This is a genomic window from Bacteroides sp. UBA939, assembly GCF_002293435.1.
GTDB lineage: Bacteria > Bacteroidota > Bacteroidia > Bacteroidales > Bacteroidaceae > Bacteroides.
This window is the reverse complement of sequence record NZ_DBDF01000199.1, coordinates 1-12545: the sequence shown is the minus strand read 5'-3', so window position 1 is coordinate 12545 and position 12545 is coordinate 1. Positions and strand designations below refer to the sequence as shown.

Annotated in this window: 12 protein-coding genes; 4 read left to right on the top strand and 8 right to left on the bottom strand. The window is 41.1% G+C overall.

The window, feature by feature from the left end:
• Positions 1–175: 175 nt before the first annotated feature.
• Complete coding sequence (locus B2Z67_RS12935) at positions 176–565, top strand: nucleotidyltransferase domain-containing protein (protein WP_291530255.1); 390 nt, start codon at positions 176–178, stop codon at positions 563–565.
• Here B2Z67_RS12935 and B2Z67_RS12930 read toward each other — a convergent pair.
• Together B2Z67_RS12930 and B2Z67_RS12925 are read right to left on the bottom strand one after the other, a co-directional pair.
• Complete coding sequence (locus tag B2Z67_RS12930) at positions 536–1552, bottom strand: DUF4249 domain-containing protein (protein ID WP_291530254.1); 1017 nt, start codon at positions 1550–1552, stop codon at positions 536–538. The two genes, B2Z67_RS12935 and B2Z67_RS12930, sit on opposite strands and share 30 nt — an antisense overlap.
• 4 nt (positions 1553–1556) lie before the next feature.
• A complete protein-coding gene (locus B2Z67_RS12925) occupies positions 1557–3920 on the bottom strand; it encodes a TonB-dependent receptor (protein ID WP_291530253.1) in 2364 nt (787 codons plus the stop codon).
• 285 nt (positions 3921–4205) lie between these two features.
• Between B2Z67_RS12925 and B2Z67_RS12920 the strand changes: the two genes are divergently transcribed.
• A complete protein-coding gene (locus B2Z67_RS12920; RefSeq protein ID WP_291530252.1) occupies positions 4206–4901 on the top strand; it encodes a hypothetical protein in 696 nt (231 codons plus the stop codon).
• 62 nt (positions 4902–4963) lie between these two features.
• Here B2Z67_RS12920 and B2Z67_RS12915 read toward each other — a convergent pair whose 3' ends face one another.
• The 5 genes from B2Z67_RS12915 to B2Z67_RS12895 all read right to left on the bottom strand — a co-directional run bounded on the left by B2Z67_RS12915 (position 4964) and on the right by B2Z67_RS12895 (position 9521).
• Positions 4964–6607, bottom strand: coding sequence for a tetratricopeptide repeat protein (locus B2Z67_RS12915; RefSeq protein WP_291530251.1), 1644 nt, complete (start codon positions 6605–6607; stop codon positions 4964–4966).
• A 116-nt stretch (positions 6608–6723) separates the two neighbouring features.
• Positions 6724–7320: a hypothetical protein gene (locus tag B2Z67_RS12910; RefSeq protein WP_291530250.1), complete on the bottom strand. Its 597-nt coding sequence runs from the start codon at positions 7318–7320 to the stop codon at positions 6724–6726.
• A gap of 492 nt (positions 7321–7812) precedes the next feature.
• Positions 7813–8259 (bottom strand): hypothetical protein, encoded by a 447-nt coding sequence (locus B2Z67_RS12905; RefSeq protein ID WP_291530249.1) that lies wholly within the window; start codon positions 8257–8259, stop codon positions 7813–7815.
• Positions 8260–8642: 383 nt separating this feature from the next.
• On the bottom strand, positions 8643–9227 hold the full coding sequence (locus tag B2Z67_RS12900; protein WP_291530248.1) for a hypothetical protein: 585 nt from the start codon (positions 9225–9227) through the stop codon (positions 8643–8645).
• Positions 9228–9380: 153 nt separating this feature from the next.
• Positions 9381–9521: a hypothetical protein gene (locus B2Z67_RS12895; protein WP_291530247.1), complete on the bottom strand. Its 141-nt coding sequence runs from the start codon at positions 9519–9521 to the stop codon at positions 9381–9383.
• Positions 9522–9657: 136 nt separating this feature from the next.
• Here B2Z67_RS12895 and B2Z67_RS12890 point away from each other — a divergent pair, with 136 nt between their 5' ends.
• The gene (locus B2Z67_RS12890) at positions 9658–10977 is read left to right on the top strand and encodes a sensor histidine kinase (protein WP_291530246.1); all 1320 of its coding nucleotides are present in this window, start codon (positions 9658–9660) and stop codon (positions 10975–10977) included.
• The gene (locus tag B2Z67_RS12885) at positions 10958–11701 is read left to right on the top strand and encodes a response regulator transcription factor (RefSeq protein ID WP_291530245.1); all 744 of its coding nucleotides are present in this window, start codon (positions 10958–10960) and stop codon (positions 11699–11701) included. Before B2Z67_RS12890 ends, B2Z67_RS12885 begins: the two co-directional genes overlap by 20 nt.
• 139 nt (positions 11702–11840) lie before the next feature.
• Here B2Z67_RS12885 and B2Z67_RS12880 read toward each other — a convergent pair whose 3' ends face one another.
• Positions 11841–12329: an HU family DNA-binding protein gene (locus B2Z67_RS12880; RefSeq protein ID WP_291530244.1), complete on the bottom strand. Its 489-nt coding sequence runs from the start codon at positions 12327–12329 to the stop codon at positions 11841–11843.
• Between the last annotated feature and the right edge of the window lie 216 nt (positions 12330–12545).

The window sequence follows — 12545 nt, the reverse complement described above, 5'->3', positions numbered from 1 at the left end:
AGAATAGAGATACTATTGCTAATTACTAAGAAAAGAAGAATCCGCGCTCGTCCGCGTTCATCCGCTTAATCCGTGCCATCCGTGTCGTCCGCGTACCCATTCCCACCGCCAAATTCTCATTTATGACGCGACACTTATGAATAATGCAGGCTAACAAATACAGGAGATTAATAATATGAAACGTCCGCATATCATTACCCGCATCAAGGAGGCTCTGCAAAGCACTGCGCCTGATGTAAAAGCTATTCTATACGGTAGCGAAGCCCGTGGTGATGCACGCCCTGACAGTGACATAGACTTACTCCTTCTTCTGGATAAAGACACTATTACATTGGATGATAAAATGGTATTAACTGCTCCTCTCTATGATATAGAGTTAGAAACAGGAATACAAATTAATCATTCAGTCGATTCATTTCCTGGGCAATACTATCTGCCCTGTTTGCTTGAGGCCTGCTGCACGAATGGCACAAAAGCAATACGATTAGCTAATATAAGTTTTTCATATTATTCCTCTTTTCATTTTGTTCATCCGTTACATCCTTACTTGCAGATAACTGGATAAAGACAATGTCTGACTATGCCTGCTACTGATTCCCATAACCCCGATGCCACCCGAAATATTACCCGGCAGCTTTATCGGTTCACTAAGAGGGGTGTCGTAAAGGTCGGAGTCTATCAAATTAAGCGCCTTCAGATAGAAATATTCTCCTTCCGAAATGGAATGAAGGTTGACAGTTAACTTCATATCTATGTTTGTGATATCCTTCAGCTTCTCGTGGACACCATAATAAATCTCCTGAGTGTACGGGAAGTATTGAGTGCTAACGGACATTGTGTACTTACCGTCAATGCGCGAATCATCGAACACCCCATACTTGTTCTCGGGAGAATCAAAGATGTTATCACTGCTGATAGGTGTAGGCCTGCCATCTGTCAGCACAATATCTTCGTTACAGAGCAACGTTTCGGAGGTTTTGATAATTACAGTAGTATCTCGCCCGCTTTCTCTGGAGACAGCCGAGATAGTCTGAACCCTATCCACTGAAATCCGGTAATAATTCTTTCTGCTTGCATCATCCTCGAATGCTATCTTAAGATGAATGAATCTGAGAGATTCAAATGGCGTATTAATGACAGATGACGCAGTGTCTACCCGTTCAATATACACAGGAGCGGGTACTACAACTTCCGACCAGGCGCGGTGCTTATTATCAGCCGTCACAGCTTCTATCTTGACTGTGTCTCCGGGCAGATAAAGCAGTCTGGTGATATAGTCGCCGGGAGAAGAGTTGGGGTTACTCCTGTCATAAGTCGGCGCGTCTATTACCTCTTTTAAGTCTCCATTGATGGAAATGTAGACTTTGGCATCTGTAACATACGTAACATTGCCGTACCCGGTGAATGCTAGGGTTATTTTATTCTCATCTTCGCCGGAGTGAAGCATCGCATTGAGTATCAGTTTGCCGGGTTCGCTGCTTAAGCTGACGGGTATTTCATTCGTGCACGATGAACAAAACGATACGAGCAATAATAAAAGTAAGTATCTCATAATGTCAGAATTTATAGGTGTATGAAACGGATGGTGTCAGAGGCAATATGGTTACTTTCTTCAATACATTCTGATAGTTCCCGTTCTCGTCTTTTGATTCTCTGAAAACAAACGTAGGGTTCATCGCATTGTACACGTTGTAGATGCTTATGTTCCACGTGCTCATGCCATGCCTGGTGGGTTTATTGAAGTTGACGCCCAAACTAAGTTGGTGGCTGTTGGGCAACCTGTAGTTGTTGCGCGCTCCTGCATAATCGACTATGGACGAAGAAGCGTTTTCGCCTGGGCGCACTGCAATCGTTGTCTGTCCGGCAATGGTTGTTGCCCCACCTGTGTGAAACTCCCACGTTGCATTGAAGTCTATCTTCGCGGACAGTTGGTGGTTGAATGCCAGGTTTATGTTGTGGCGCCTGTCGTACTTGTAGGGAAACCAGTTTCCATCGTTTATTTCTCCACCCGGAAACCTCCGCTCGCTTTTCGACCATGCGTAAGACAACCAGCCTGTGGTATTACCAATCGTTTTCTGTACCATCAATTCAAGTCCCACGATGCGCCCCATGCCTGTCTCCACTTTGTCTTCCCAGTTGGCGAAAGTTCCCATTAATGTGGCGCCGTCCTTGTATTCCAGTACATTCGCGGTCGTTTTGTAATACCCCTCAACTGAGAACGCCCAGTTGTTGATTCCTGTATAGTAGGCGCCTACGGAATACTGGCGCGACTGCATCGGCTTTATCCTGTTCGTGGTCGGAACCCATATATCATTGGGCATCGTCATTGAATAATAAGAGAGCAGATGTATGTTTTGATTCATCTGGGTGACGGCTCCCTTTAGTGCAACTTTGTCCGTCATCTGGTAACGTATCGAAACCCTGGGTTGGAATGACAGATAGGATTTCTTCTGCACCTGATATGCCGAGAGGTTAATCCCTACATTGGCGCTGACCCGGTTGGTGAGTTCCCAATTGTCTTCTGCATAGAGGTTGCTTTCATACGCTTTTATGGCCGCACCTGATGGGCTGTTATATTCGTTCCGGATGGAGTTGGCGCTTATCTTGCTTGTAATCATTTCGGGCTTAAAGGAATGCGCTTGCCCGCTTATCCCGAATTTGAAATAATGCTTGGTAGACGGATGGTAATCCAGGTCGATACTGTACGTAATGTCGTCTATTCCCGACTGAGAATCAGAGCTGTAACTGTTGTCATTTTGCAGGCTTTCTGCTGTAGACCGGTATTCGTATTTGGTATAAGCAATGGTGGTATTGCTGAACAGAACAGGCGATATCACATAGTTCCATCGCAATGCGGCGGTTGTATTTCCCCATTTCAGATTGTTTGAATTTGTCGATTGGTAGTTGTTCAAGTCTTCTTTCTGTTCGGATCTGAAGTTGTCGGTACCGTTGTAAATACTGAAATACAATCTCTGCCTGTCGCTGAACCGGTGATTGATTTTGGCATTAAAGTCATAAAAATAATACCTGAACTTATCATTCTTATCCATAAAAGGAGTAGCCATCAGGTCTATGTAAGAACGGCGTGCTGCGATGTTGAATGCCGTGCGGTTTCGTATAATCGGGCCTTCAAACTGAACTTTGGCAGAGAGAAGGCCTACGCCGATGGTGCCGTGATAGTTGTTCATGTTTCCGTCGTTCGTCCTGACGTCGATTACTGAAGATGTCCGTCCACTAAACCGTGCAGGGAAGCTGCCTTTGTACACGCTGATTTTCTTTATCGACTCCGGCGTAAATACGGAGAAGAAGCCGAATAAATGGTCGATATTATAAAGAGGTACGCCATCCAGTAGAAACAGGTTCTCGCTCGGTCCGCCTCCTCTGACGGACAATCCGGAGCTTCCTTCGGTAGTTGCCTGGATTCCGGGCATCATCTGTATGGTCTTTATGGCATCCGCTTCTCCAAACACTGCGGGCACTTTCTTTAGTAAATGTACAGGAATATCTATTGTTCCCATTTGTGTGGCGCTGATGCCGGTCATGGAACGTTTGCCATATACGAGTACTTCATTAAGCTCCTTGTTGGTGTCCAGCACGATGTTCAATGTCAGGTTTGAAGACAGTTCTATTTCCTTGGTCTGAGGGGTATATCCTACGTAGGAAAACTGCAAACGAACTTCGCCCTTAGGCGCTGTAATGCTGTAGAATCCATATTCGTTGGTGGTTGTACCGGTGTTGTTGGATGGGTTAAATACGTTTGCTCCTATTATGTTTTCTCCGGTATCTTTGTCTTTTACATATCCGCTTATGGTAAGGAATAATGTATTCTCCTTTTGCGGAACTTGCGCTTGTGCAGATAATGTGAATAGGATAAGACTGATAAAGGTGAATGTGATTGGATATTGTTTTTTCACGTTCATGATGTTGTGTTTTTAATTATGGTTAATAGTAACAGGTGTTCTCATGCGTAAGCTCGGTTTTGTTTCTGTGCAAAAATAACATATTTCTTTCTGTTTAACATATCGTTGGGGCAAAAATATGGATTGAGACAGAATGGACATGCTTTTCCTTATGTACATCAGAGTGCTTTTATTCGTCTGATAATTAGTTCGTTATGGAAATCAAATGATGTACATCTGCATTCATTGTTGCCTGTTATCTGATTTTTTCTCCTTACTTTGCATCAACTTAATATCTTATTATATATGGTAACCAACCGGAATATCACGTATCTAATAATCCTGTTTGCCCTGATGTGCATACCGGGATATTCGCAGTCTGACAAAGAACCCTGCAAGTATTGGACAGCAGGGCTTTCGGCAGCATTGACAAACTATGACGCATGGGAAATAGAACCAAGTATTGCCTACCACCCCATACGGTACGCAGGCGTCGGAGTGGGAATCTTATATACTAAAACGATGGGCAAACCCTCCTACAGCGGATACACGGCAGACCAAAGTTTAATATGGTTTATTGCCAGCGATGACCTGAATTACGTCCTGGCATTGCGTCCTGAACTACGCCTGGCAACTCCGGCTGTGTACCTGGATAAGGATCAAGAACTGGCACTCTCCCTGCGAGTCTCTCCGGGACTTACCATTCCGTTTCCGGCTAATCTGCCGCATAACGTGGAATATATCCCCAACCGTGTTGGAGTTAATACCGCCGTGGCGTATGACCGGGTAACGAACACAGGTGCAAAGGCCTGTTACTACCAGCTCAAAACAGCAATTGCCCTGGAAATGGATGAGATTACGCTTTCATTAGGATACAACTTCTCCAATTTCGATTTATATGGCGGCAGCCGTAACATCATAGTAGAAGGAAAGAGACTGAAACCTGCTACCGGGATTAAGTATATGCATTCTGTATCTGTGGGTGTTTCCTACAGCTTCTGATTGGCAACAAGACAGTTTCTGATTGTCTGTACGATAACCCTGATTAGCGCACGACATCTCCCTTAGAATGTCTGGATGAACTCATCCAGACTCAGATTCTCAATTCCCATTTTCTCTTTCAACCTCATTTTCTTTCTTGAAACGCTACCACCGGCAATGTGGTAAATCTTTGCAAGCAAAGAGATAGAAAGCTCCATCTTTACCAGGCAGCAAAACCGAATCTCCTCTCCCGTCAGTTGAGGGTATAGCCTGCCGAGCCGCTCGGTAAAGTCCTCAAAGCAAGCATCCGTATTCCGAACAACCATACTCCATTCCTCTTCTGTTAAGTGCAACATGTCTCCCTTTTGGTTTTTCAGAAGTGCCGGAATGGTTATTGCATTCAGGCTTTTATAGTAGTTCACAGTCTGGTTCAGCCTTCTGATTTCCGTTTTTCTCCGTTCTTCCCGTTCGGCCAATAACTGTGATTCCGTTTCCTGTTGCCTTACTCGAATCTCCATTGCGGAGAACTGCTCACTTTCAAGCTGCTGTTCCAGTTTCCTCTTGCGTTGTTCTTTGCGGCAGGAGATGGCTATCAGAGCGAAGATAACCAGTAATGAAACAAAAACCACCCGGTAGAATGTAACCCTGTCGTTCGCCAATTCTATTTCTGCCCGATTGGCTTTTTCCCGTTGGCGTTTATAAGCCTGTATGTTGTTTCTTCTTTCTATATAATCTTCTTTGCGGATAAAGTCCAGGGAATCCCTGTACATTACATGCTTCTCCAAATACCCGCTCGCATCCGCTTGCATCCCTGATTCGTCTTTCAGACGGTGCATCTTATGGTATATCTCCACCTTCTGACTTAGCGATAGCCTGCCGGTATCTTGCATGAAATAATATTCTGCCGAATCGAGCCTGTGCATAGCCATAAAAACATCTCCTTTTACCAGATTGCAGGGAAGGTTTTCATCTTTCTTGCTCAAGGAGATGGCCAGATTAATGTAATACAGAGCAGAGTCGGCACTTTGCATGGAAACACAAACCTGGCTCATTTCTTTGTAATACCCGGACATCGCTTCATGTTCTTCAGCGGGCAATAAGTTTATTGCCTTCTCTAACAAGTGTTTGCCTTTCGCATAATCCTTTTGATTGGTACAGGATAAGGATAGATTATAAAATGCTTCGGACATTAGTGTGGAATCTCCCAGTTCTACTGCCAAGTTTAAGGCTCTGTTCAGGCAACTGTCTTCTTCCTGCTCCATCAGTTTGCGCCGGTATATACGCCCCATCTCGATGTTGAGCCGGAATTGCAGCCTTTTATTATCTTTCCCATACTTCTCTGCCTGAGAATAACTTTCGGCTGCTTTTATTAAGAAACCGCCTTTGCGATGGATTTCTCCCTGTAAGTAGTATAGCTGGGCTAACCGCTTGTTTTCTTTGTGTTTGGTATAATATGAAAAAGGGGAAGCTAATAGAGAGTCATTCTGAGGGAGTTTTCCGGATAACTCTAAACCTCTGGTCAATAGCAGGTAATAAAGGGCTTTTTCTTTGCGCAACAGTTGGAGGGTATCCATATTACGGAGGGAGTCAACCGCCATTTCAGGGGCAGTATCAACAGAATCGTCGAGAGCAAGCAGAGCCGAAGAATACCGGCTTCTGCTATTGCAAGAGGCGAGAATGCCTGATAATATAAGTATGTATAACAAAAGGTTCTGAGGGCTTTTCATTTTATGGCAGATTGCTTATAGTCTCTAATCGGAACGCCTACTGAGGGCGCTCTTATTCAATAAGAATTTATTTGTTTTCTTTCTACCTGCAAATATTATCATTAAGCAGAATAGAATTAAAAGTTGATGCAAACCCCTAATGCAGGCTGTGTTTGTCCCATACCGTTTGGCAAAGTCACATGAATAGTTGAACTGTTTAGAGAAAACCCTATGCTGTTCTTCGCTTTTTTCTTGTTCTTATGTGAGATAATAAATAGTGGAATACTGGAAACGGTTAAACATAACCCTGAGCAGAAAACAATAGCCCATACTTTGCCCGCATCTTTTCTCTGATCAATATCAATGTATGGAGTTTTGGCAACTCCAACCCAACCGACAAACATTCCACCAACGCCTAATCCAAGTGCGCCGAATGCGCATCCCTTTAATCTTTTGTACTTTTTCCAATAAACACTTTGTTTGTAACTTTCTTGCAACTTCATCTTGTCTCCCATTTCAAAATACATGGGAATATTTATCGACGGACGACTCGTGGAGCATGAATCATTGTTCTCTGCATTGACTAATGTCGTTATGCAAAACAGAAATAGAAAGAAGAAAATGTATCTCATAATTATGGTATTGGTAGGATACAAAAAATAACTTCCACTTTCTTTCATCCCTGACGTAACAGTCCTTTGGCTTGGGATAATATAAAATTTAGAATTTGCCATAATCAAATATATATTTGAGAAACGATATAAAGATACATGTATTATGACTACATTGTATTTTATATCTCCCGTTTTGTAACATCTTTAGAGATAAAGGCATAGAATTTACATTATTTTAATGTGAATCAGGAACTAAAGGAGTTATCTCTTCGCTTAGGAGTTAAAGCCGATACTCTGTTTATGGGTTAATTCTTCAGGCTACTACGTGAGACACTCTAACGTTATAACGTTGGTCGCTCCCAAGTTCAACTCCACCCCACAATCGTTTTCCATTGTGCTGCGCCGCCAGAGTTGCGGTGCAGGATAGAAAGACAAGTAAAAGCAAATGTTTTTTCATTTTATCTGTTTGAATTATATGATTTGTATATGTTTTATGTGTAAAATTACGCATGATGCGGCGTTGAACCGCACCACGCGTAATAGGGTTTAGATTAATGCTGTTTTCTTTTTTAATGCTATTTTTCTTTTATTGGATGCCGTATGTTATTTGAATTAGAATACAACGCCTACCTTGACAAAAAGAGAATGCCTGTTCTGACTATCCACCAACTGCATGTTGTTATAGGCTGGTACACCTACATCATAACCACAGTAGTTATACCCGATTGCAGGGATAATACTTACTTTCTTGTCCAACACTTTATAACCCACCGAGAAATCCATTAGGAGTTCCCCTTTACTGTAAGCGGCAGGCGTGAGAAATGCACAACCGATATCTCCATTCAGCAGAAACCGTTTATTCTTAAACGGATGGTATCTCACATCCAGGAAAACGGGCAAGACATTCTTTGCCCCCGGGTTGTAACTGCTGGAACCTGCTCCGACCCCCAGTGAAAGGGCGGGAGTAACATAATAACCAACGAGCACCTTCAACATCCCCATACGCATGTCTTTATGGTCGGGATACAGACAGTGTAACCCCAAAACCAAGTTCCGCACCGAACCAGAGTTTATGTTTCTGCTTTATAATCCGCGGCTAAAATACAAATTATCATTCAACAATATCCATACGAATAAACGTAAAAACAGAATTGTGATTCGAGTGTTCCCATGACGAAAACAGGACAGAAGAATCCTGATAGATTAGGTAAACCCTCTATCAGGATTCTTTTTAATTTTATATCATCATCTTTTGACCAGATCCAATGTAAAACTCACAATCCAAACATAAAAAACTACAGCTAATAAAGATACCGGAATAGCCCAATATAGTTTCTTGGTTTTCTTTCTTCTTATAAATATATAAGTCATACGAAGCACACGTAATATAGGATGTGCCCCTATAAGCAGAAAAAGGGCTTTACATATAATAATAGTAATCATCACAGTCCTGCAAGACACAAACCATATTCTGCTACAGCTAACCCAACACCTATAGGGCCAAGTAACTTCATGGCAGCCGATTTTAGTAATTTAATTGCTGCTCTTTTAAGAGTTGTTTCTCCCAATTGAGAGATACAACTAAAAGCATCGAATCCTAAAACTGCCAAAGCGCAAGTTACGTAAACATTTCTTGTACTTGTAATATAAGTATTGTATTCTGGAGAATTTATCGCATGTAGGGCTGCTGTAACAACACTCGATTCATCTGAGCCACAAATTTCTTTTATTTCTTGTTCAGTTACTCCCATAGAATACATTACCTGTTTAGCCCATGATATTGATGGGATAAGTTGTTGAGCAATAAACTCTCTTTCTACCTTAGTAAATTTCAACTCCCCATTTATACTACGAGTTTCAACTTTTTGAATGATTGGACTAATCAACTCAGCATAAGCAACCACAGAGTTATTAAGAGAATCAACCAAAACCGGATTTATCTGTCCCGAATCAACATCTTCTATTTTCTCTTGAGAACAAGAGAGAAGAAACACACACATAACAAAACATGAAAATAAATTTTTCATAAAAACATTTTTTTAGTTATTAAACATAGATTAAATATATCCTAAAGTGTATCATGCAGAGAACTGCTTTAATTACTGTTTTTAAATGATGCGACAAAGTTATGGAGAATTATCTAAACTCTGGGTTAGCGAATCTCACGATAATGTTACTTTTTAGTCTGGACTTATGCCGCTTTTTACCCATATCAATTTATTACCAACACGGATTAATACATATTTTTGTTGACTATTGCCACCGAAAGTTCTAATTAGTTCTTCTTTTGTCAATTCTGTCATTAATTTCTCTGTTTTCATTATTACTAAAATTTTAAGATTAATACTTTGTTCTAAATGCTGTGGCAAAGTTAGAAGGTTTAATTTTAATGAAATGTTATCATTACCTTACTTTATGTTACGATAATGTTATTATATTTGCGAAAAAGTTGAAACTATGAAAAATAGGCTTGGGAATATATGGAAACTTTCCTATTTAGGTATAGTTGCTGTTGCAATATTGCAAATATCATGGTTGGTGAATGGCTATATATCTACAAAGACAGAAATTCAAAATGTTGTGAACTTCATATTGCAGGAGTCTATAACTAAAGAGTTGGATTTACGTTGTATATCAGATTTGGAGAAAATCCCGGAAAGAACTCCTTTAGCAATAGTGTCTGATTCAGTAGAGAATTTATCAAACTCAGAAGTTCAACTGCAGGAAAGTCTGTCTAATTATGGCTCTAATATATCCCTGCGAACTGTCGATTCTATATTTACTGATATATCAGGAAAACTAAGTTTGTCTGTTAAAGTTGTTATTTGCCTTGTCGATAACAATGATTCCATACGGGAAAGTTCCTATGAACACAAATATGTATCCGAGAAACTGAAATCTAATAAGTTCCCTGTTCGTATTGATAGCTCACTAAATGTACAAGCCTTTATTGATGACCCTTATTGGGTTATACTTAAGCGTATGGGACTTCTCTTGTTGTCTACTATTGCTATGATGATATTTGTTTGCTGGTGTATTGTTTGTCAAATTAAGGTTATCATTGTTGAACGTCGCATTGCCCAATGGAAGGATACTTTTTCTAAAGCCATGATACATGATATGAAGACACCCATTGCAGGCATTAAACTGAGTGCTCATATATTGAGGACTATAAAGCCGGAAGAAACAAAAGGACGCGACGAAATGCTGAACTATATAGAAAGAGAGAATGAACATTTATATGCGTTAGCCAATAAAGTATTGACTATTGCCAAAATAGAGGAAAATAAAATCACGTTGAAGAAACACGAGTTTGAGTTATACCCTATCATAAAAGATTTGATGGAAAAGTTCCAATTAAGAGCGTGTAAACAAGTGGATTTTAGCTTAGATATAAATGTAAAAACAGCCTACGGTGAAGAAGAATATATTAAAGAAGCTATCAGTAATCTGGTAGACAATGCCATTAAATATTCGGGTGAGAGCGTGAGAATAGCCATTACTACAAAAATAGAAAAAGAAGATATGCTCTGTATCTCTGTAGAAGACAACGGCTTCGGTATTTCTAATGAAGACTGTAACCGCATATTTGAAAAGTTCGAAAGAGGAACGGATGCACTGAAACAGGGAGTAAGTGGATTTGGACTTGGTTTGAATTATGTGAAGCACGCAGCTGAAATACATGGAGGGCGGGCTGACATGATGAGCAGAAAAGGCTATGGAAGTATATTTATAATTATGATACCTGCAAAAACCAATGAAAAGCATGAAAAATGAAACAATAGAAAAGAGCATTAAACTACTAATAGTTGAAGATGACCGGAACTTTGCATACATTGTGAAATTTGGCTTGCAGCGAATAGGCGGATATGAGGTGTTGATAGCCAACAATGGAAAAGAAGGATATGAAATGTGGCTTGAACATCAGCCGGATATTATCATGGCGGATGTGGAAATGCCTGTAATGAATGGTTATGATATGGTGAGCAAAATACGCGAAACAGATCATCACATCCCAATTATGTTTACTTCTTCGTACGCCGAGCCGCATGATGTAATAAAAGGGTATGACTTCGGTGCCAATAACTATGTGAAGAAACCTTGTGTTCCCGAAGAACTTAATTGTCATTTGCGTGCATTGATGAAATTATCAGCACAGCAGCCTATTCGGAACAGGGAACAGGTAATGGTACTGGGTAAATACAAATATGATCCTAAGTATCTTGTTCTGAAAGCGGAAGATGGAATGGAGGATATAAGACTAACCAATTATGAAAATATAATTTTGAAGGTGCTCTGTCAGAACAAAGGAGAGATAGTGAAGAGAGAGATAATAATGGATATGATTTGGCATGATGAAGGTTATTATCCTTCCCGCCGACTGGATACTCAGTTAAATAAATTGCGGGAGAAGGTAGAAAAAGGAGATTCTGCCATTCGGATTGTGACGATACGCGGCGTAGGGCTTCAGTTGATGGATGATGTGAAAGAAGGGAAGTGACGTGAAAGTAACATTGGCGTGACATAAAGTTAAGAATGGATTCCTAAGCATTCAACTACTTGCGGAAAGAAGCATAAGAAGAAATAAAGAAAGTAGCGAAAAGACTTTCGCTACTTTAATTGAGTTATTCGGCCTGAGATTATCCTAACGGATTATCGTCAATATCTCCGCCTCCTGTGTTACCACTGCCTTGATTACCACCGGCACTTCCGTAACTGCTGCCATCTGTATAATCCGTATCAGCGGGTACAGAACGAGTTACGCTCATTTCATTCAATGTGCGTTGGAAAATCTTACCCGGAGTGAATACAATACGCTTTCGGACAATACTGCTTGCCTTTATTCCCTCTTCGGAATCTGCACTCTTAGCCTTAATCGTAGGGCGGAAAATGCCGAACTCGCCTAATTGAACACTCTTTCCATCATCAATGTCCTCGGCCATCATATCGACCAAGCCGCTGACTACCAGGTCTACCACTTTGCGATGAACACCACAGAGGCGGCTCACTTTCGCACAGGCTTTGCTAAAACTCGTCTGTCCTGAGCGCACAGACTTAGCTACATACTTCTCCGTTTTTGATTCATCAAAACCGAACACTCTTTTTGTTACTACATACTCTAAAGCCATAGTTGTTAAGGATTAAATAATGCGAATCAGGAGTTAAAGGAGTTAAGGCCAATACTCTGTTTATATGTTAACTCTTCAGGCGATTACCTGACGACTCGCCACCCGGGTAGGTGACAGCTCTTCACCTTACTAGGTGACAACCCTTCACCTTACTAAGGTGACGGCTCTTCACCTTATCACCTGAAGAATCTTCAGGTCAGTAGCAAGATTATCAGC

Excerpts from the sequence above, each read along its gene's own strand:
- B2Z67_RS12935 (WP_291530255.1), top strand. The coding sequence starts at position 176 with ATGAAACGTCCGCATATCATTACCCGCATCAAGGAGGCTCTGCAAAGC.
- B2Z67_RS12925 (WP_291530253.1), bottom strand. The coding sequence starts at position 3,920 with ATGAACGTGAAAAAACAATATCCAATCACATTCACCTTTATCAGTCTT.
- B2Z67_RS12930 (WP_291530254.1), bottom strand. The coding sequence starts at position 1,552 with ATGAGATACTTACTTTTATTATTGCTCGTATCGTTTTGTTCATCGTGC.
- B2Z67_RS12895 (WP_291530247.1), bottom strand. The coding sequence starts at position 9,521 with ATGAAAACAGAGAAATTAATGACAGAATTGACAAAAGAAGAACTAATT.
- B2Z67_RS12920 (WP_291530252.1), top strand. The coding sequence starts at position 4,206 with ATGGTAACCAACCGGAATATCACGTATCTAATAATCCTGTTTGCCCTG.
- B2Z67_RS12880 (WP_291530244.1), bottom strand. The coding sequence starts at position 12,329 with ATGGCTTTAGAGTATGTAGTAACAAAAAGAGTGTTCGGTTTTGATGAA.
- B2Z67_RS12885 (WP_291530245.1), top strand. The coding sequence starts at position 10,958 with ATGAAAAGCATGAAAAATGAAACAATAGAAAAGAGCATTAAACTACTA.
- B2Z67_RS12915 (WP_291530251.1), bottom strand. The coding sequence starts at position 6,607 with ATGAAAAGCCCTCAGAACCTTTTGTTATACATACTTATATTATCAGGC.
- B2Z67_RS12900 (WP_291530248.1), bottom strand. The coding sequence starts at position 9,227 with ATGAAAAATTTATTTTCATGTTTTGTTATGTGTGTGTTTCTTCTCTCT.
- B2Z67_RS12890 (WP_291530246.1), top strand. The coding sequence starts at position 9,658 with ATGAAAAATAGGCTTGGGAATATATGGAAACTTTCCTATTTAGGTATA.
- B2Z67_RS12910 (WP_291530250.1), bottom strand. The coding sequence starts at position 7,320 with ATGGCAAATTCTAAATTTTATATTATCCCAAGCCAAAGGACTGTTACG.